The 16993-nt window shown below is 72.9% G+C and carries 23 protein-coding genes and 1 pseudogene; 14 read left to right on the top strand and 10 right to left on the bottom strand.

Annotated features, from left to right (window positions below):
- Positions 1-9: 9 nt before the first annotated feature.
- Both ACQZ2A_RS00935 and ACQZ2A_RS00930 read right to left on the bottom strand, forming a co-directional pair.
- Complete coding sequence (locus ACQZ2A_RS00935) at positions 10-753, bottom strand: ABC transporter permease (protein ID WP_430206616.1); 744 nt, start codon at positions 751-753, stop codon at positions 10-12.
- Positions 750-1460 (bottom strand): ABC transporter ATP-binding protein, encoded by a 711-nt coding sequence (locus ACQZ2A_RS00930; RefSeq protein WP_430206615.1) that lies wholly within the window; start codon positions 1458-1460, stop codon positions 750-752. Before ACQZ2A_RS00930 ends, ACQZ2A_RS00935 begins: the two co-directional genes overlap by 4 nt.
- A gap of 120 nt (positions 1461-1580) precedes the next feature.
- On the opposite strand from ACQZ2A_RS00930, the gene pssA reads away from it, so the two are divergent.
- From pssA to ACQZ2A_RS00880, 10 genes are read left to right on the top strand one after another with little or no spacing between them, the layout of a single operon-like run.
- Complete coding sequence (gene pssA / locus ACQZ2A_RS00925; RefSeq protein ID WP_430206614.1) at positions 1581-2534, top strand: CDP-diacylglycerol--serine O-phosphatidyltransferase; 954 nt, start codon at positions 1581-1583, stop codon at positions 2532-2534.
- A gap of 47 nt (positions 2535-2581) precedes the next feature.
- A complete protein-coding gene (locus tag ACQZ2A_RS00920) occupies positions 2582-3280 on the top strand; it encodes a helix-turn-helix transcriptional regulator (RefSeq protein ID WP_430206613.1) in 699 nt (232 codons plus the stop codon).
- On the top strand, positions 3277-4698 hold the full coding sequence (gene sufB, locus ACQZ2A_RS00915) for a Fe-S cluster assembly protein SufB (protein ID WP_430206612.1): 1422 nt from the start codon (positions 3277-3279) through the stop codon (positions 4696-4698). The genes ACQZ2A_RS00920 and sufB overlap by 4 nt, the downstream gene beginning before the upstream one ends.
- Positions 4698-5879 (top strand): Fe-S cluster assembly protein SufD, encoded by a 1182-nt coding sequence (sufD, locus tag ACQZ2A_RS00910; protein WP_430206611.1) that lies wholly within the window; start codon positions 4698-4700, stop codon positions 5877-5879. The genes sufB and sufD overlap by 1 nt, the downstream gene beginning before the upstream one ends.
- Complete coding sequence (locus ACQZ2A_RS00905) at positions 5876-6217, top strand: non-heme iron oxygenase ferredoxin subunit (protein WP_430206610.1); 342 nt, start codon at positions 5876-5878, stop codon at positions 6215-6217. The genes sufD and ACQZ2A_RS00905 overlap by 4 nt, the downstream gene beginning before the upstream one ends.
- A 5-nt stretch (positions 6218-6222) precedes the next feature.
- On the top strand, positions 6223-6987 hold the full coding sequence (gene sufC, locus ACQZ2A_RS00900; protein WP_430206609.1) for a Fe-S cluster assembly ATPase SufC: 765 nt from the start codon (positions 6223-6225) through the stop codon (positions 6985-6987).
- A gap of 1 nt (position 6988) precedes the next feature.
- Positions 6989-8284 carry a SufS family cysteine desulfurase gene (locus ACQZ2A_RS00895; RefSeq protein WP_430206608.1) on the top strand — a complete coding sequence of 432 codons (1296 nt, stop codon included), beginning with the start codon at positions 6989-6991 and terminating at the stop codon, positions 8282-8284.
- Positions 8284-8730 (top strand): Fe-S cluster assembly sulfur transfer protein SufU, encoded by a 447-nt coding sequence (gene sufU, locus ACQZ2A_RS00890; RefSeq protein WP_430206607.1) that lies wholly within the window; start codon positions 8284-8286, stop codon positions 8728-8730. Before ACQZ2A_RS00895 ends, sufU begins: the two co-directional genes overlap by 1 nt.
- Positions 8727-9053 (top strand): metal-sulfur cluster assembly factor, encoded by a 327-nt coding sequence (locus ACQZ2A_RS00885; protein WP_430206606.1) that lies wholly within the window; start codon positions 8727-8729, stop codon positions 9051-9053. Before sufU ends, ACQZ2A_RS00885 begins: the two co-directional genes overlap by 4 nt.
- 1 nt (position 9054) lies before the next feature.
- Positions 9055-9576 carry an acVLRF1 family peptidyl-tRNA hydrolase gene (locus ACQZ2A_RS00880; RefSeq protein WP_430206605.1) on the top strand — a complete coding sequence of 174 codons (522 nt, stop codon included), beginning with the start codon at positions 9055-9057 and terminating at the stop codon, positions 9574-9576.
- 15 nt (positions 9577-9591) lie between these two features.
- Here ACQZ2A_RS00880 and ACQZ2A_RS00875 read toward each other — a convergent pair whose 3' ends face one another.
- Both ACQZ2A_RS00875 and ACQZ2A_RS00870 read right to left on the bottom strand, forming a co-directional pair.
- Entirely contained in the window at positions 9592-9927 is a 336-nt protein-coding gene (locus ACQZ2A_RS00875) for a VOC family protein (protein WP_430206604.1), read from the bottom strand.
- A 79-nt stretch (positions 9928-10006) separates the two neighbouring features.
- Positions 10007-10282, bottom strand: a complete 276-nt coding sequence (locus tag ACQZ2A_RS00870; protein ID WP_430206603.1) for a hypothetical protein — start codon at positions 10280-10282, stop codon at positions 10007-10009.
- A 123-nt stretch (positions 10283-10405) separates the two neighbouring features.
- Between ACQZ2A_RS00870 and ACQZ2A_RS00865 the strand changes: the two genes are divergently transcribed.
- Both ACQZ2A_RS00865 and ACQZ2A_RS00860 read left to right on the top strand, forming a co-directional pair.
- Positions 10406-11350 (top strand): cold-shock protein, encoded by a 945-nt coding sequence (locus ACQZ2A_RS00865; protein ID WP_430206602.1) that lies wholly within the window; start codon positions 10406-10408, stop codon positions 11348-11350.
- Positions 11351-11366: 16 nt separating this feature from the next.
- A complete protein-coding gene (locus tag ACQZ2A_RS00860) occupies positions 11367-11768 on the top strand; it encodes a nuclear transport factor 2 family protein (RefSeq protein ID WP_430206601.1) in 402 nt (133 codons plus the stop codon).
- Positions 11769-11783: 15 nt separating this feature from the next.
- Here the strand turns inward: ACQZ2A_RS00860 and ACQZ2A_RS00855 are convergent, their stop codons facing one another.
- The gene (locus ACQZ2A_RS00855; protein ID WP_430206600.1) at positions 11784-12326 is read right to left on the bottom strand and encodes a hypothetical protein; all 543 of its coding nucleotides are present in this window, start codon (positions 12324-12326) and stop codon (positions 11784-11786) included.
- 43 nt (positions 12327-12369) lie between these two features.
- Positions 12370-13470 (bottom strand): HNH endonuclease signature motif containing protein, encoded by a 1101-nt coding sequence (locus ACQZ2A_RS00850; protein WP_430206599.1) that lies wholly within the window; start codon positions 13468-13470, stop codon positions 12370-12372.
- Positions 13471-13699: 229 nt separating this feature from the next.
- Between ACQZ2A_RS00850 and ACQZ2A_RS00845 the strand changes: the two genes are divergently transcribed.
- Entirely contained in the window at positions 13700-13855 is a 156-nt protein-coding gene (locus tag ACQZ2A_RS00845) for a hypothetical protein (RefSeq protein WP_430206598.1), read from the top strand.
- Between the two features lie 214 nt (positions 13856-14069).
- Here ACQZ2A_RS00845 and ACQZ2A_RS00840 read toward each other — a convergent pair whose 3' ends face one another.
- The 3 genes and pseudogenes from ACQZ2A_RS00840 to ACQZ2A_RS00830 all read right to left on the bottom strand — a co-directional run bounded on the left by ACQZ2A_RS00840 (position 14070) and on the right by ACQZ2A_RS00830 (position 15439).
- Complete coding sequence (locus ACQZ2A_RS00840) at positions 14070-14630, bottom strand: NYN domain-containing protein (RefSeq protein ID WP_430206597.1); 561 nt, start codon at positions 14628-14630, stop codon at positions 14070-14072.
- Between the two features lie 154 nt (positions 14631-14784).
- Positions 14785-14946: pseudogene (locus ACQZ2A_RS00835) on the bottom strand (glyoxalase); the annotation flags it as partial.
- 85 nt (positions 14947-15031) lie between these two features.
- Positions 15032-15439 carry a PPOX class F420-dependent oxidoreductase gene (locus ACQZ2A_RS00830; protein ID WP_430206596.1) on the bottom strand — a complete coding sequence of 136 codons (408 nt, stop codon included), beginning with the start codon at positions 15437-15439 and terminating at the stop codon, positions 15032-15034.
- Between the two features lie 125 nt (positions 15440-15564).
- Between ACQZ2A_RS00830 and ACQZ2A_RS00825 the strand changes: the two genes are divergently transcribed.
- The gene (locus ACQZ2A_RS00825; RefSeq protein WP_430206595.1) at positions 15565-16005 is read left to right on the top strand and encodes a hypothetical protein; all 441 of its coding nucleotides are present in this window, start codon (positions 15565-15567) and stop codon (positions 16003-16005) included.
- A gap of 24 nt (positions 16006-16029) precedes the next feature.
- On the opposite strand, the gene ypfJ is transcribed toward ACQZ2A_RS00825, so the two are convergent.
- Positions 16030-16950 carry a KPN_02809 family neutral zinc metallopeptidase gene (ypfJ, locus tag ACQZ2A_RS00820; RefSeq protein WP_430206594.1) on the bottom strand — a complete coding sequence of 307 codons (921 nt, stop codon included), beginning with the start codon at positions 16948-16950 and terminating at the stop codon, positions 16030-16032.
- Positions 16951-16993 lie beyond the last annotated feature (43 nt).

The following is a 16993-nucleotide window of genomic DNA, read 5'->3' as shown; positions in this document are numbered from 1 at the left end:
TCGTACGGCTCAGCCGGACCAGCGGAACCAGCGGGCCGCGGCCGCACCGCCCACGACGCCCCAGGCCGCGAGCACCGCCCACTGCGTCCACGGCCAGCCGCCGGAGACGAGCGAGGTGCGCAGCGCGTCCCCGAGCGCCCCACCCGGCAGCGCCTGGGCGATGCCCCGCAGCGGCGCGGGCAGCACGTCGGTCGGCACGAGGGTCCCGAGCCCGAGCAGCAGCACCCAGACGAGGTTGGCGACGGCCAGCACCGCCTCGGCCCGCACGGTGCCGGCGAGCAGCAGCGCCAGCGCGACCAGGGTGGCCGTGCCGAGCAGCAGCGTGACGAGGGCGGGCAGCAGCCCGGCGGCGGCCGGCCGCCAGCCCAGCACCGCCCCGAGCCCGCCGAGGAGGAGGACCTGCACGCCGAGCACCGAGAGGACGGCCAGCGCCTTCCCGGCCAGCAGCCCGTCCCGCCCCAGCGGGGTGGTGCCGAGGAGGCGCAGCACGCCGGCGCGGCGGTCGAAGCCGGTGGCGATGGCCTGCCCGGTGAACGCCGTGGACAGGACGGCCAGGGCCAGCGTCCCGGCCGTCGCGAGGTCGACGCGCCGTCCCGGGCCGAGGTCCGGCACGGACGCCAGCGCGAGGCCGACGAGGGCGATGGCCGGCAGCAGCACGGACACCAGCAGCTGCTCGCCGTTGCCGAGGAGCATCCGGGTCTCGAAGGCGGCCTGGGCGAGGACCCGGCGACGCGGGGCGGCCGGTGCGCTCATCGGCGGGCCCCACCCGTCAGCTCGAAGTAGACGTCCTCGAGGGGCCGCCCGCCGCGGACCTCGTCGAGGGTGCCGGCGGCGGCGACCCGGCCCGCCGCGAGCACGACGACGTCGTCGGCGATCCGCTCGGCCTCCTCGAACGAGTGGGTGGTGAGGACGACGCACACGCCACGGTCGGCCTCGGCGCGCACGAGGTCCCAGACGTCGAGGCGGGCGTGCGGGTCGAGCCCGGCGGTCGGCTCGTCGAGGAAGAGCACCTCGGGCCGCCCGACCAGGGCGGCGGCGAGGGCCACCCGCTGGCGCTGCCCCCCGGACATCCGCCGCACGGTGGTGCGGGCGAAGTCGTCGATGCCGAGCCGGGCCGCGAGCTCGTCGACCGGCCAGGGGGAGGCGTGCAGCGCGGCGAGGTGCCGGAGCAGGGGGAGGGGGCGCGCCGTGGTGGGGAGGCCGCCGTCCTGGAGCATCACGCCGACCGCAGCCCGGTGCGCAGCGGGCGCCCGCCAGGGGTCGGTGCCGAGCACGCGGACCTCGCCGGAGTCGGGGCGGCGCAGGCCCTCGAGGCACTCGACGGTCGTCGTCTTCCCGGCGCCGTTGGGGCCGAGGACCGCGCAGACACGCCCGTGGGCGGCGGACCACGAGGCGCCGTCGACGGCGGTGCGGGATCCGTAGGCGCGCCGCAGGTCGTGCACGAGGACCGCCGGCGCCATGGACCGACATCCTAGGGTGGGGCCCATGCCTCGCACCGACCGGGACCCCGGCCCCGCCACAGCGGATGCCGCCGTCCCCGCCGCGCCCAGCCCGCCCCTGCGCTGCTCCGGGGGGCCGGCATGACGAGCGACCCGGCGGACGGCAACGGCCGGCGGCGCATCCTCGACCGCTGGCGGCTGGTCTCCCCGAGCGGTGCCTCGGTCGTCTCGCTGCGCCAGCTGCCCAAGCGCGAGCGTGCCCGGCTCCTCGCGCCGAGCGCGTTCACCACCTTCAACCTCATCAGCGGGTTCTCCTCGGTGCTGCTCGCGTTCCGCGGCCACTTCACCCTCGCGGCGGTGCTCATCGCCGTCTCGATCGTCATGGACATCGCCGACGGCTTCGTGGCCCGCCTCGTCGGCGCCACGTCGCCGTTCGGCCTCCAGCTCGACTCCCTCGCCGACCTCATCTCCTTCGGCGTGGCCCCGGCCGTGCTCGTGCACACGTGGGCGCTGGGGGAGTGGCCGGTGCTGTCCTGGCTCGTCGCCCTGCTCTGGTTGTCCTGCGCGGCCTTCCGGCTGGCCCGCTTCAACGTGACCATCGACCCGGCGGCCGACAAGCGCTACTTCGTCGGCCTGCCGTCGCCGGGCGCGGCCAGCGTGGTCATCGCGACGATCTTCGCCCTCGACTCGCCGTTCTTCGGCCCGGGCACCGGCCCGTGGCGGGCGTGGTTCCCGCTGCTCGTCAGCGTCGCCCCGGCCTTCCTGATGGTGATGACCATCCGGTTCCGCTCCTTCCGCAACCTCCTCGCGCCCACGACGCCACGCGCCCGGCTCGGCACCGCCGCGGTCGTCGTGGCCATCGTCGCGGGGCTCGTCGTGGCGCCGGGGCTCACCGGCCTCGTCGTCGCCTACGGCTACGTGCTGACCGCCCCGCTCGGGGTGCTCACCGCCCCGCTGCGCGAGCGGCTGTTCGGTCACGACTCCGTGGCGCCGCCCCGCAGCCGGATGCCGTCGGTCTTCCTGCCCATCGACGAGGACGACGACATCGACGGGCCGTCCGACGAGGAGTGCGCCGAGGAGCCCCGGCTCGGTTAGGCGACCCTTCCTTGGACGGCGTCGGCGCATTTACCTAACATGGGTGTGTGGTTAATCCCGACGTCCACACCGACGAGTCGCGCACCCGCGACCGGGTGCTGCGTGTCGTGAGCCAGGAGGGCCCGGTGAGCATCACCGCCCTCGTCGAGCGGCTCGGCCTCACCGAGACCGCCGTGCGCCGCCACGTCGACAACCTGCACGCCGCCGGGCTCGTCGAGCCGCGCGAGGCCGGGGGCCCCCGGCGCCGCGGCCGGCCCGCGAAGGCCTGGACCCTCACCGACGCCGGGCACCGCGCGCTCTCCTCCGACTACGACGACCTCGCCGGCGAGGCCCTGCGCTTCCTGCGCCGCACCGGTGGCGAGCGGGCCGTCCAAGCCTTCGCCGAGGAGCGGCTCGCCGGTCTCGAGGAGCGGATTGCCCCCGTGCTCGAAGCGGCGGGCGAGGACCCCGCGCGGCGCACCGACGCCCTCGTCTCCGCCCTCAACGTCGAGGGCTACGCCGCCTCGGCGCGCCCGGTGGGAACACCCGGGGCCGCCACGACGCTGACGGGGGTGCAGCTCTGCCAGGGCCACTGCCCCGTGCAGCACGTCGCGTCCGAGTTCCCCGAGCTGTGCGAGGCCGAGACCGAGGCGTTCTCCCGTCTCCTCGGCGTCCACGTCCAGCGCCTGGCGACCCTCGCCCACGGCGACCACGTCTGCACCACCTTCGTCCCCACCCCGACCACCACCGAGAGGTCCTCGTCATGACGAGCCACATCGAAGAGCTCAACCCCGGTCTCAAGGGTCTCGGCACCTACGAGTACGGCTGGGCCGACTCCGACACCGCGGGCGCGTCCGCCAGGCGCGGCCTCGGCCCGGAGGTCGTCGCCGACATCTCCGACCGCAAGAGCGAGCCGCAGTGGATGAAGGACCTGCGGATGAAGTCGCTGCGGCTGTTCGACAAGAAGCCGATGCCGTCCTGGGGCAGCGACCTCACGGGCATCGACTTCCAGAACATCAAGTACTTCGTGAAGTCCACCGAGAAGCAGGCCACCTCCTGGGAGGAGCTGCCCGAGGACATCAAGAACACCTACGACAAGCTCGGCATCCCCGAGGCCGAGAAGCAGCGCCTCGTCGCCGGCGTCGCCGCGCAGTACGAGTCGGAGGTCGTCTACCACCAGATCCGCGAGGACCTGGAGGAGAAGGGCGTCATCTTCGTCGACACCGACACGGGGCTGCGCGAGCACGAGGACCTCTTCCGCGAGTACTTCACCTCGGTGATCCCGGCCGGCGACAACAAGTTCGCCGCGCTGAACACCGCCGTGTGGTCGGGTGGCTCGTTCATCTACGTCCCGCCGGGCGTCCACGTCGACATCCCGCTCCAGGCCTACTTCCGGATCAACACCGAGAACATGGGCCAGTTCGAGCGGACGCTGATCATCGCCGACGAGGGCTCCTACGTGCACTACGTCGAGGGCTGCACCGCACCGATCTACAAGTCCGACTCGCTGCACTCGGCGGTCGTCGAGATCGTCGTCAAGAAGAACGCCCGCGTCCGCTACACGACGATCCAGAACTGGTCGAACAACGTCTACAACCTCGTCACCAAGCGCGCGACCTGCGCCGAGGGCGCGACGATGGAGTGGATCGACGGCAACATCGGCTCCAAGGTCACGATGAAGTACCCGGCCGTCTTCCTCCTCGGCGAGCACGCCAAGGGCGAGACGCTGTCCATCGCCTTCGCGGGCGAGGGCCAGCACCAGGACGCCGGCTCGAAGATGGTCCACGCCGCTCCGAACACGAGCAGCTCGATCGTCTCGAAGTCGGTGGCGCGCGGCGGTGGCCGCACCTCGTACCGCGGTCTCGTGCAGGTGATGGAGGGCGCCCACGGCTCGAAGAGCTCGGTCGTCTGCGACGCCCTGCTCGTCGACACCATCTCCCGCTCCGACACCTACCCCTACGTCGACATCCGCGAGGACGACGTGCAGATGGGCCACGAGGCGACCGTCTCCAAGGTGTCCGAGGACCAGATGTTCTACCTGATGTCCCGGGGCATGACCGAGGAGGAGGCGATGGCGATGATCGTGCGCGGCTTCGTCGAGCCGATCGCCAAGGAGCTCCCCATGGAGTACGCCCTCGAGCTGAACCGCCTCATCGAGCTGCAGATGGAAGGAGCAGTCGGCTGATGTCGCTGCTGACCCCCCAGCGCCCCACCGAGGGCGCCCACACCCACAGCGCCGCGACGATGGTCCCCGACCAGTCGCGCGCCGAGCGGACCGCGTCCTTCGACGTCGCCGACTTCGCCGTCCCGCACGGCCGCGAGGAGGAGTGGCGCTTCACGCCGGTCGACCGGCTCGGCGCGTTCTTCCGCGACGAGGCCACCGGTGCGTGCCTCGAGTGGCACGAGGAACTCCCCGAGGGCGTCACGCTCTCGACCCTCCCCGTCGCCGACTGGCAGGCCCTCGGCGTGCCGGCCCCGCAGGACCGCGCTGCGGCCGTCGCCGCCGCGCACAGCGGCGGGATCGCCCTCGTCGACGTGCCCGCCGAGGCCGAGCTCACCGAGCCGGTGCGCATCCGCCTGTCCGGCAACGCCTCCGACGTCGTCCACGGCCACCTCACGGTGCGCGTCGGGCGCTTCGCCAAGGCGACGGTGCTCCTCGAGCACGACGGCACCGCCGACTACTCCGAGGTCCTCACCGTCCTCGCGGGCGACGGCTCCGACGTCACGCTCGTCACCGTCCAGGAGTGGGACGACGCCTCGCACCACCTCGGCCAGCACGACGTCGTCGTCGGCCGCGACGCCCGGGTCCGGCACATCGCCGTGACGCTCGGCGGCGGGGTCGTCCGCCTCAACACCAACGCCACGTACGCCGGCCCCGGCGGCTCGTTCGAGGGCCTCGGCGTCTACTTCGCCGATGCCGGCCAGCACCTCGAGCACCGGCTCTTCGTCGACCACGAGGCGCCGCACTGCCGCAGCAACGTCGAGTACAAGGGTGCGCTGCAGGGCGAGACCGCCCGCACCGTCTGGGTCGGCGACGTCCTCATCCGTGCCGCGGCCGAGGGCACCGACACCTACGAGCTGAACCGCAACCTCGTCCTCACCGACGGCGCCCGCGCCGACTCGGTGCCGAACCTCGAGATCGAGACCGGCGAGATCGAGGGGGCCGGGCACGCCTCGGCCACCGGCCGGTTCGACGACGAGCAGCTGTTCTACCTGATGGCGCGCGGCATCCCCGAGGACGAGGCCCGCCGCCTCGTCGTCCGCGGGTTCTTCGCGAGCGTCGTGGCCCGCATCGGTGTCCCCGAGGTGCAGGAGCGCCTCATGGCCGCCATCGAGCGCGAGCTCGCGGGGGAGGCCGCCGCGTGAGCGACCAGCTGACCGAGCAGGGCTTCGTGCGGGTCTGCCGCCTCGACGAGCTGCCCGAGGTCGGTGCCGCCCTCGCCGAGATCGAGGGGCGCCGCGTGAGCATCGTGCGCACCGAGGACGGCACCGTCCACTGCGTCGACGACACCTGCAGCCACGCCAACGTCTCGCTGTCCGAGGGCGACCTCGACGGCTGCACGCTCGAGTGCTGGCTGCACGGCTCGCGCTTCGACCTGCGCACCGGCGAGCCCACCGGGCCGCCCGCCATCACCCCCATCGCCGTCCACACCGTCCGTACCGAGGGTGACGACGTCTTCGTCGCCCTGTCCGAGGAGATCTGAGCCGTATGTCCACCCTTGAGATCAACGACCTGCACGTCACCGTCGAGACCGAGCAGGGCACCAAGGAGATCCTCCGCGGTGTCACGCTGACCATCGAGTCCGGTCAGACGCACGCGATCATGGGCCCGAACGGGTCCGGCAAGTCGACCCTCGCGTACTCCATCGCCGGCCACCCGAAGTACACCGTCACCTCGGGCACCGTCACCCTCGACGGCGAGGACGTCCTCGCGATGAGCGTCGACGAGCGCGCCCGCGCCGGCGTCTTCCTCGCGATGCAGTACCCCGTCGAGGTCCCGGGCGTCACCGTGTCCAACTTCCTGCGCACCGCCAAGACCGCGGTCACCGGCGAGGCGCCGAAGCTGCGCACCTGGGTCAAGGACGTCAAGGGCGCCATGGAGAACCTCCGGATGGACGCCGCGTTCGCCGAGCGCAACGTCAACGAGGGCTTCTCCGGTGGTGAGAAGAAGCGCCACGAGATCCTCCAGATGGAGCTCCTCCAGCCGAAGTTCGCCGTCCTCGACGAGACCGACTCCGGCCTCGACGTCGACGCCCTCCGCATCGTCTCCGAGGGCGTCAACCGCGCCAAGGAGTCCACCGGCGCCGGCGTCCTGCTCATCACGCACTACACGCGGATCCTGCGCTACATCCAGCCCGACTTCGTCCACGTCTTCGTCGACGGCCGGATCGCCGAGCAGGGTGGCCCCGAGCTCGCCGAGCGCCTCGAGGCCGAGGGCTACGACCGCTTCCTCCCGGCGACCACCGAGGCCTGAGATGACGGCCGCCCCCTTCACCGACGAGGAGCTGGCCCGCATCCGGGCCGAGTTCCCGATCCTGTCGCGCACGGTGCGCGGGGGCCACCCGCTCGTCTACCTCGACTCGGGGGCCACCTCGCACAAGCCGGTCCGCGTCCTCGACGCCGAGCGGCACTTCTACGAGCACACGAACGCCGCGGTGCACCGCGGGGCGCACCAGCTCTCCGAGGAGGGCACGGACGCCTACGAGAAGGCCCGCGAGACCATCGCCCGGTTCATCGGGGCGCAGGCCGCGGAGGTCGTCTTCACCCGCAACGCCACCGAGGCGCTGAACCTCGTGGCGTACGCCTTCACCAACGGCACGCACGGTGGCGGCGGCGGTGCGGGAGAGCGGTTCTCGCTGCGTCCGGGTGACGAGGTGCTCGTCACCGAGATGGAGCACCACGCCAACCTCATCCCGTGGCAGGAGGCGTGCAAGCGCACCGGCGCCACGCTGCGCTGGGTGCCGGTCACCGAGGACGGGCGGCTCGACCTCTCCGACCTCGACGAGCTGCTCACCGAGCGTACGAAGGTCTTCGCCTTCACCCACGTCTCGAACGTGCTCGGCACGGTCAACCCGGTCCGTGAGCTCGCCGAGCGCGCGCACGCCGTCGGGGCCCTCGCGGTCCTCGACGCCTGCCAGTCGGTGCCGCACCTGCCGGTCGACGTCGCCGACCTCGGCGTCGACTTCTTGGCCTACTCGGGCCACAAGATGTTCGGCCCGCTCGGCATCGGCGTCCTCTGGGGGCGTCCCGAGCTCCTCGACGAGATGCCGGTCTTCCTCACCGGTGGCTCGATGATCGAGACCGTCACGATGGAGGGCGCCACGTACGCGCCGGTGCCGCAGAAGTTCGAGGCCGGCGTGCCGGTCGCGGCCCAGGCCGTCGGGCTGGCCGCCGCGTGCGACCACCTCACCGAGCTCGGGCTCGACCGCGTGCACGCCCACGAGCAGATGCTCACAGAGCGGCTGCTGCGTGGCCTGGCCGAGCGGCCGTGGGTGCGCGTCCTGGGGCCCGCCGACCTGCGCGAGCGCGGGGGAGCGGTGGCCTTCGTGGTCGACGGCGTCCACGCCCACGACGTCGGCCAGGTGCTCGACGACCGGGGGGTCGAGGTGCGCGTCGGGCATCACTGCGCGTGGCCGCTGCACCGGAAGCTGCGCGCGCCCGCCAGCACGCGCGCGTCGTTCGCCGCGTACACCACCCCCGCCGAGGTCGACGCCCTCCTCGAGGCCCTCGACCGCGTGCCGGCGATCTTCGGGACGGAGGTGCCCGTCTGATGGACCTGTACCAGGAGCTCATCCTCGAGCACTCCAAGCGTCCCGTGCGCGCCGGCCTGCGCGAGCCGTTCGACGCCGAGAGCCACCACGTCAACCCCACCTGCGGCGACGAGGTGACCCTGCGGGTGCACGTCAGCGGTGCGGGGGACGACGCCGTCGTCGAGGACGTCTCGTACGACTCGATGGGCTGCTCGATCAGCGTCGCGTCGGCGTCCATCCTCGCCGAGGAGGTCACCGGCGGCACCGTCGCGCACGCCCGGGAGACCTACGAGGCGATGCGCCGGATGCTCACGAGTAAGGGCGAGGACCCCGGCGACGAGGACCAGATCGGCGACGGCGTGGCCCTCGCCGGTGTCGCGAAGTACCCCGCACGCGTCAAGTGCGCCCTCCTCTCGTGGTCGGCGTTCACCGATGCCCTGTACCAGGCCGAAGGAGCGAAGCAGTGAGCGAGACCACCACCCCGGCGAACGTCGCCGACGTCGAGGAGGCCATGCGCGACGTCGTGGACCCCGAGCTCGGGATCAACGTCGTCGACCTGGGCCTCGTCTACGGCATCACCGTCGACCCGCAGAACCACGCCGTCATCGACATGACCCTGACGTCGGCGGCCTGCCCGCTGACCGACGTCATCGAGGACCAGACCGCGGCCTCGCTCGAGGGCATCGTCGCCGGCTACCGCGTCAACTGGGTCTGGATGCCGCCGTGGGGCCCGGACAAGATCACCGACGACGGCCGCGAGCAGCTGCGCGCCCTGGGCTTCAACATCTGAGGTGAGCACCCGCGTCGTCGAGGTCGCGCCCGGGCGGTACGACCGCTGGCGAGCGCGCTTCGACGAGAACAACCCCGACGGCCCCCAGCGGGTCGTCGGGGTCTCGCGTCTGGAGGCCGACCCGCTGGCGCTGCTGCTCGTCCGGCGGGGTGGCTACGCGGTGGGCGTGGCGGTCGGTGACCGGCTCACCGAGCACAAGGCGGGGACACGGTACGTGCAGTCGCGCACGGCGGCCGGGGGATGGAGCCAGCAGCGCTTCGCGCGGCGCCGGTCCAACCAGGCCGACGAGCTCGTCGGAGCGGTCACCGAGCACGCGGTGCGGCTGCTCCGGGGGAGCAGCGCGAAAGGTCTCGTGCTCGGCGGGGACCGGTCCCTGGCCGAGGCCGTGCTCGAGGACCCGCGGCTGGCGGGGCTGCGTGACCTGCCGCGGGTCGAGCTCTACGACCTGCCGGACCCGCGGTTCGCGGTGCTGGAGACCGCCGTCGAGCGGGCCCGGGCCGTCCGGGTGACCATCGAGGAGTGAGCGCCGGGCGGCGGCTCACTCCTCCATGAACACGAGCTGGTTGCCCCACGGGTCGGCGAAGGCGAACATCGGCGGCGCGCCCTCCAGGTGCAGGACCTGGTCGTTGTGCAGCGTCGCACCGGTCGCGCGCAGCCGGTCGTGGGCGTCCTGCGCCGAGGGGGTGGCCAGCCGGAGCGCGACGGGGATCTCGCTGTCCGGCGGGAGCAGGACGATGGCGACGTCGGACCCGGGTGGCTGCACCTGGACGAGCCGGGCGCCGGGCCAGATCTCGGCGTCGACGACCAGCTCGCAGCCGAGGACATCACGGTAGAAGGCGAGGGCGGCATCCTGGTCGGGCACCGGCAGGGACACGCTGAGGACTCTCGTGGTCGTGGTCATACCCGTACCGACCGGAGACGCGGGCGGAACTCATCGGCCCGGCGGGTGGGACTCAGCGGCCGTAGCCGTTGCCTCCGTTGTGCCGGAGGCGCACGTAGTCCTCGCGCTCGTCGTCGACCTGCGGGCGGGTGCGGTACGGGCCCTCGCCCCGGCGCAGCCATCGGGTGAGCGGCCCGGCGATCACCAGCATCACGACGACGAAGACGATGCCCGCGACGGCGGTCAGGACGTCGCCGCGGGCGATGCCGACGCCCACCCCGGCCGCGCCCACGACGAGGGTGAGTGTCAGGGCGAGCACGCGCCGCCACCTGGTGTCGCCGGGTCCCATGCCGTCCCCCTCCGTGTCGCGTGCGCCGATGCTACGCCCCGGGGGCCACCGGCGTCCGCAGGACGGGCGCTCGTCGGGGACACTGGGACGAGCACCGACCGCCGCACCGAGAAGGAGTCCGCCGTGACCGAGGGAACCGTCCGCTGGTTCGACGCCGACCGGGGGTTCGGGTTCATCGCCCTGGGGGAAGGCGCCGAGGACCTGTACGTCCATGCGTCCGACGTGCTGGGCGACCAGCGCACGACATCGCTGCGGGAGGGACAGGTCGTGGAGTTCGAGGTCGGGGAGGGCGACCGCGGCCCGCTGGCCCGCCGGGTGCGGGTCACCGCCGACCGCCCGGCCGACGCCCCGCTGGGGGTCCTCGGGACGGTCGACTGGTACGAGCCGGCCAAGGGCTACGGCTTCGTCACGCCGGACGACGGCGGCGCCGAGGTCTTCGTGCACAGCTCGGCCATCGTCGGCGGCGGAGTGGTCTCGGAGGGCCAGCGGGTCGCGTTCCTCGTCGTCGACGGCGAGAAGGGGCCGCAGGCCGATCATCTCCTCCCGCTGGGGGCCGGGGCTGCCGGCCCGGCGTCGGTGTCCGACGGCGCCGACGGCACCGTGTCCTGGTACGACGCGGACAAGGGCTTCGGCTTCGTCACCCCCGACGACGGCGGCGCCGACGTCTTCGCCCACGTCCGGGACCTCGGCGGCGGGCTCGACGGGCTGGAGGAGGGCGACCGCGTCACGTACGACGTCGTCATGAGCGAGAAGGGCCCGCAGGCCCGCGACGTACGCCTGGCGGGCGCACCGGCCCGGCGCAGCGCCCCGGCGCGGGCTCCGCAGCGTGCCCGGTCGGGTCACCAGAAGGGCTCGAGCGCTCCGGCCCGCGGCGGCGAGGGCACCATCGCGCGCTTCGACCCCGATCGCGGCTTCGGCTTCATCACCCCGGATGCCGGCGGTGCGGACCTCTTCGTGCACGTGTCGGTCGTCCGCGGCACCGACGACCTGTACGCCGGTGACCGGGTGCGCTACCAGGTGCGGCAGAGCGACCGGGGCCCGCAGGCCGACCGCGTCGAGCTGCTCTGAGCGGGACGGAGGACCCATGGACGCACGGGAGATCGCCGAGGCGTTCTCGGGCCACCGGTTCGAGGAGGCGATCCCGCACCTCGCCCCGGGCGTGCGTTGGGTACTGCCCGGACAGGGCGCCATCGAGGGGCGCGAGGCGGTGGCCGCGGCCTGCCGGGAGTCGGCCGCGCAGATGGAGTCCCTCGCGGCCCACGACTTCGTGCGCTTCGTGGCCGCCGGGGACGGGTCGGTCGCCGCGGTGGATGCCGTCGGCCGGTACGTCGACGCCGAGGGCAACGAGTCGTTCGTCTCGTCCGCGGACGTCTACGAGCTCGACGCCGAGGGGCTCGTCGTGACCATCACCTCGTACACCGTGGAGGTCGGTGGCCCGGACCCCGCCTCCGCGGCACCCGGCCACGAGACGGACCACGACGCCTGACCGATCGGGGGTCGGTCAGAGCGGGGGCGGCTCGGTCACCCGGTGGAGCGCGCGTTGGTACATCGACTCGATGGTCACCCGGCTGATGTGCTTGGTCCGGTAGCCCAGTGGCTCAGGTTTCCAGGTGGCGTCCGGACGGACCTCCAGCAGCCAGGTCCACTTGCGTCGGGCCTCGTCGAGACGACCGATCCAGAGGGCCGACCGGCGGTTCTCCTGCTCGATGCCGATGAGGGGGCTGGCCGCCGCCATGCTCTCGATGACGCCCACCGTCGAGTCCAGCCGCAGCCCGGGCGGGCTCTCGGGTGGCCAGGTGGACAAGGTGCGCGCGAACTCCGCAGCGAAGACGTCGGTCAGCACCCGGACCTTCTTCACGTCCCGCAGGCGGAAGGCCGAGTACCCGTCGAAGTACCCACCCTCCGTGGTCGCGTGCATGACGCCCCACGCCTCGCCGACGGCGACGACGAAACCGTCGAGGGGGTCGGCGTGCTTCGGCGAACGGACGAGGCGGACGAAGGACCGGTCGTCGAGCGCGCTCGTCAGCCTGGTGCGTACGCCCATGGCGACAGCCTCGCACGCCACCTGACAGCCCGAGCGGCTTCGGTCAGAACGGGGGCGTGCCGGTCACCCGGGCGTGGCGGCGGGCATGGCGGGGGAGAGCGGTCAGGGTCATCGGCACGCGGGGTCGGGTGATGTGGACGCGGCAGCTCCAGGCCGTGGTGGGGTCTGCATGTTCGAGGTGGTGCTCGAGGGCGGAGTGGGGGCCGTCGGGCAGGACGAGGGAGGGGTTGCCGGGTTCGGGCGGGGGTGGGTCGGTCCCGGTGTCGGGGAGGGCGATCGGGTGGAGCTGGTCGGGTGGGTGGCTGGTGCGGGTGCGTCCGGTGGGGTCGGTCCAGGTCATCGTGGCGTCGGGGTGGAGGACGGCTCGCCAGCCGGGGCGTTGCTTGATGCGGTGGTGGCGCCGGCAGAGGCAGGCGAGGTTGGCGGCGCTGGTGGGTCCGGCCGGGAAGGGGCGGACGTGGTCGAGGTCGCAGTAGCGGGCGGCGACGGTGCAGCCGGGGAAGCGGCAGTGCCGGTCCCGGGCGCGGACGAACGCGGCGAGCTTGGCGCTAGGTCGGTAGGCGCTGGTGGTGAGGTCGCCGTCGGGGTCAAGGGGGGCGCCGGTGTCGGTGTCGCAGGCCAGGATCCACGGTCGGCCGAGCCGGTCGTGCCCGGTGACGGCGGTGGCGGCCACGGCCCGCTCGAGCCAGCCACGCTCCACGAGCAGCGGGTCACCAGCAGCGGGCCCTCGAACCTCGACCAGGTCGGTGGGCGCCCCGGTCGACGGTGTCGGCGGGCTGTCCGGGGTCCCGGCCGGGGTGGTGAGCACGACCTGGACGTCGATGGTCGCGTTGCTCGTCACCAGGTCGGTCAGCGCCTTGGCCCGCGCCCGGTCGATCCGCGGGCACACCCCGTCGGCGAGGTACTGCTGGGCCAGGGCGTCGATCGCGGCCCACGCGGTGCACGCCTCCTCGGAGGGGAAGGTGCCGAGCCACGTGTCGACACCGGGCTCGTCGACCCACCGCCGCAACCCGCTGGCCTCGCGGGCGCGGACCGCCCGCTGGCGCAGCAGGTCCGGAGAGATCCTCGCGAGCAGCCGCCGGGTCCGCCGCCGCAGGTGGCTGCTGTCCTCGACGTCGAACCACTCCTGCAGCGAGGCGACCACGGTCTCGGCGGGCGGGGACCTCTTCGAGCTCGTACGCCACGACCTGCGCCCGGTACCCGTCCAACCGACCCTGACGCATCGCGGCGTGAAGCCCGCCCAGCCCGGTGCACGACGCGGACCCGTTGGGCCCGTCGGCGGCCCGGCGGACCGCATCCCGCACTCGCCGCTCGGCGTGCACGGCGGACACGTTCAGCACTCCCGAGACGATCGCAGGGGCGTCGAGCGACACGTGACCTGCCGCCCGGTGCACCTCGACGACGGTGCCGTCCTCGGCCCACTCGTCCTCGATCGCCGCCAGCGCCACGACCGCCTCGTCCTGCGCGGCGGTGGCCTCGTTCACCAACCCCTGCAGCGCCCGCAGCACATCGCACCACTCGTCCTGTGAGCCGCAGGCGACACCGGGGGAGGGGAGCGAACCCAGCGCCTCGCGCGCGACGCGCACGGCATCGAGCAGGTCCTGCGGTGCGGCTGTTGTGGCCATCGGCTCCCCCTCCCCTCGTACCTCCGATCCTACCGGACAGGCGTTCGAAAGGGAAGGGTCATCGGCGCCGAATGGGCTGCCTCGCAGCGCGATTCGGGCCGAGCAGCGACCCGACGGCTCAGAGGAACTGGGCCGGGTCGAACTCCGCGATGGGGATGATCCGAACCCGCGGCAGCCGCTCGTTGAACGCGGCGACGTCGTACTCGAGGTCGAGGAACTCCAGCCCGCGCTCGGGCATCCCCGCGAAGGCGCTGCTGCGGAACTCGCTGAACCCGACCACCCCGACCCGCCGCCCGTCGAGGAGGTCCTCGACCTGCTCGGCGAAGTCCCCGTCGTTGCTCACGAGGAGGACGTCGGCCTCACGCCGGCGCAGCTCGGCCAGCGTGCGCTGGATGGCAATGTCGACGACCTTCTCGCCGGGCCCGCCGGACAGCGGCACCGGGCGGTAGCCGATGGCGAGCAGCGCCTGGACGAAGGTCATCGGCAGCTCGGTGTTCGCCGCGAGGAAGAACAGCCCGACCGCCGGCTGCTCCCACCGGTCCTCGGCGAACTGCAGCAGCCGCTCCCAGCGCGGCCGCTCCTCGGGGCGGGGGCGGCGCCCGAGGATCGAGGTCCCCAGTGTCGCGTCGATGTTCTCGCCGTCGACGAGGAGGTAGGTGCTGCGCGCTGCCGTGGCCATCCCCGCAGACTAGGCCGCTGCCGACCGTCCGCAGGCGCTCACTCGCGGTGCTGCGCGATGTTGACGACGATCCCACCGGGCGCCCGGACGAAGAAACGCCGCACGCCCACTCCTCGGTGACGAGCGGGTGGACCACCTCGACCCCGGCGGCGAGCACCTCCGCGTAGGCCGCGTCGACGTCGTCGACCTTCACCGTGAGCGCCGAGTCCTCCGGCGCCGTGGCGTCCCCGGTGACCAGCTGCACGTGCGCTCCCGTGTCCGGCGAGGTGTACCGCGCGACCCAGCCGAGGTTCATCTCCTCGGTCGTGAGGCCCATCACCCCGGACCAGAAGGCCCCGGCCTCCTCGATGGACGGGACGGCCAGGTTCGGGGTCACGCCGACGACGTGCATGCGGTGCTCCTCAGGGTGTCTCGGGGGAGAGGCGGACGATGACGCGGTCGATGCGACCACGGCGCAGCACCCGCTCGATGGCCATGACGACGCGGAACTGGAACCGGTACTTCTCCGCGAGCACCCGATGCGCCGCAGCGACCGCCGTATCGGATCGGTCCACCTCGCCGCGCGCCATGACGACCGGGGCCCCGTCGGGGACGGTCCCGCGGCGCGAGCAGGGACGCAGCTCGACCCGTGGGGTGTGCCGTAGTCGTTTGACCTTGCCGCTGCCGGTCGGTGTCGTCACGACGAGCGAGTCGCCCGCGCCACGGGCAACCCACACGGGTGTGGCGACGGGGGTCCCGTTGCGGCGGAACGTGGTCAGCTCGACGAACTGCTCGTCGCCGATGGCGCGCAGGGCGTCCGCATGGGTCATCCGTCCTCCGATGCTCGGACTCGCAGGCTACGCCCCGGCCGGTCGGTCAGGAACGGAGAAGCACGCACGGTCTCCGGGGAGCACGATGGTCCACGGCACGATCCACGACAGAGGGAGGGAGCGCCATGAGCGCCGCGAAGAAGTCCGGGACCAGCACGTTCAGCGACGCCGAGAAGGCGGCGGTCAAGGCCACCGCCGCGGAGCGCCGCGCGGCCGCGAAGGGCGCCAAGGCCGAGGACGACGTCCAGGCCGTCCTGGACGCCATCGCGAGGATGGACGTGGGCGACCGGGCTTTGTGCACCCGCCTGCACGAGGTGATCACCACGGCCGCACCGGATCTCGCGCCGCGCACCTGGTACGGGATGCCTGCCTACGCCAAGGACGGCAAGGTGCTGCTGGCGGTGAAGAACTCTGGCAAGTTCGGGCAGCGCTACACGAGCCTGGAGTTCCAGGACGTCGCGCAGCTCGACGACGGCTCGATGTGGCCGGTCGCGTGGGCGGTCACGACACTGACCAAGGCCGGCGAGAAGGACGTCGCGGCGCTCGTGTGTCGTGCCGTGGGCTGAGCCGGCCGAGACCGGCCCGACCGCTCACTGGTCGACGGGCGCCCCGGTGAACGTGTCGCACCGGTTGAGGTCGCCGGTCCGGTAGCCCTGGAGGAACCAGCGCTGCCGGGCCGCGGCCGACCCGTGCGTCCACGTCTCGGGGGTGACCCGGCCGCTGGCCGCCTCCTGGATGCGGTCGTCCCCGACCGCGGCGGCGGCCGAGAGGGCCGAGCTGATGTCGGCGTCGGTGAGCGGCTCGAGGAACGGTGTGCCGGTGTCCTCGTCGGGCACCGAGCTGGCGTGCTTGGCCCAGACCCCGGCGAGGCAGTCGGCCATCAGCTCGGTCTTCACCCCACCGGACTCGGGACCCTGCGGGTCCTGCTGTGCCCGCCCGAGCAGGCCCAGCTGGTCCTGCAGGGCGTGCCCGTACTCGTGGGCGACGACGTACTCCTGCGCCAGGGCCCCGTCGTCGGCGCCGAACTGGCTGGTGAGGACATCGAAGAAGCTCGCGTCGATGTAGACCAGCTTGTCGAGCGGGCAGTAGAACGGCCCGACCTGGTTGCTCGCCGTGCCGCACGCCGACTGCGTCGCACCCTGGTAGAGCACGGTCTGGGTCGGCTGCCACTCGCGCTTGAAGCGGGTGAGCTCGTCACCCCAGAACGCCTGCACCGAGTTCACCGTGCCGATGACCCGGCACTCGGTGTCCGCGTCGGCGTCGGCGCCAGTCTTGCACCGCTCGAAGGCCGCGTCGTCCTGCCCGCCCCCCGCCTGCACCTGCCCCGGGTCGAGCTGACCGCCGCCGCCGGGCAGTGACCCGGGGTCGCCCCCCAGGAACATGACGACCAACGTGATGATCAGGCCGAGCACGCCACCTCCGGCGACGATCGGGCCCGGTCCACCGGACCCCCCGCTCCCGCCGGAGCGGACCTGCGAGGTGTCGAGCGTGACGTTGTCGTTGAAGCTCATGGGCAGCCTCCGGACTCGCGCGGTGCCGGAGCGGTCTCCGGCC

Origin of the sequence: Phycicoccus avicenniae, from assembly GCF_050496545.1 — a bacterium.
Taxonomy (GTDB): Bacteria; Actinomycetota; Actinomycetes; order Actinomycetales; family Dermatophilaceae; genus Phycicoccus; species Phycicoccus avicenniae_A.
This window is presented reverse-complemented; position numbering and strand designations above follow the sequence as displayed.

What these genes read in the sequence shown, in the direction of transcription:
- ACQZ2A_RS00830 (WP_430206596.1), bottom strand. Translation starts at nt 15,439, where the DNA reads ATGACCCATGCGGACGCCCTGCGCGCCATCGGCGACGAGCAGTTCGTC.
- ACQZ2A_RS00870 (WP_430206603.1), bottom strand. Translation starts at nt 10,282, where the DNA reads ATGGGACCCGGCGACACCAGGTGGCGGCGCGTGCTCGCCCTGACACTC.
- ACQZ2A_RS00895 (WP_430206608.1), top strand. Translation starts at nt 6,989, where the DNA reads ATGACGGCCGCCCCCTTCACCGACGAGGAGCTGGCCCGCATCCGGGCC.
- sufD (WP_430206611.1), top strand. Translation starts at nt 4,698, where the DNA reads ATGTCGCTGCTGACCCCCCAGCGCCCCACCGAGGGCGCCCACACCCAC.
- ACQZ2A_RS00825 (WP_430206595.1), top strand. Translation starts at nt 15,565, where the DNA reads ATGAGCGCCGCGAAGAAGTCCGGGACCAGCACGTTCAGCGACGCCGAG.
- sufB (WP_430206612.1), top strand. Translation starts at nt 3,277, where the DNA reads ATGACGAGCCACATCGAAGAGCTCAACCCCGGTCTCAAGGGTCTCGGC.
- ACQZ2A_RS00935 (WP_430206616.1), bottom strand. Translation starts at nt 753, where the DNA reads ATGAGCGCACCGGCCGCCCCGCGTCGCCGGGTCCTCGCCCAGGCCGCC.
- sufU (WP_430206607.1), top strand. Translation starts at nt 8,284, where the DNA reads ATGGACCTGTACCAGGAGCTCATCCTCGAGCACTCCAAGCGTCCCGTG.
- ACQZ2A_RS00860 (WP_430206601.1), top strand. Translation starts at nt 11,367, where the DNA reads ATGGACGCACGGGAGATCGCCGAGGCGTTCTCGGGCCACCGGTTCGAG.
- pssA (WP_430206614.1), top strand. Translation starts at nt 1,581, where the DNA reads ATGACGAGCGACCCGGCGGACGGCAACGGCCGGCGGCGCATCCTCGAC.
- ACQZ2A_RS00840 (WP_430206597.1), bottom strand. Translation starts at nt 14,630, where the DNA reads ATGGCCACGGCAGCGCGCAGCACCTACCTCCTCGTCGACGGCGAGAAC.
- ypfJ (WP_430206594.1), bottom strand. Translation starts at nt 16,950, where the DNA reads ATGAGCTTCAACGACAACGTCACGCTCGACACCTCGCAGGTCCGCTCC.
- ACQZ2A_RS00930 (WP_430206615.1), bottom strand. Translation starts at nt 1,460, where the DNA reads ATGGCGCCGGCGGTCCTCGTGCACGACCTGCGGCGCGCCTACGGATCC.
- ACQZ2A_RS00855 (WP_430206600.1), bottom strand. Translation starts at nt 12,326, where the DNA reads ATGGGCGTACGCACCAGGCTGACGAGCGCGCTCGACGACCGGTCCTTC.
- sufC (WP_430206609.1), top strand. Translation starts at nt 6,223, where the DNA reads ATGTCCACCCTTGAGATCAACGACCTGCACGTCACCGTCGAGACCGAG.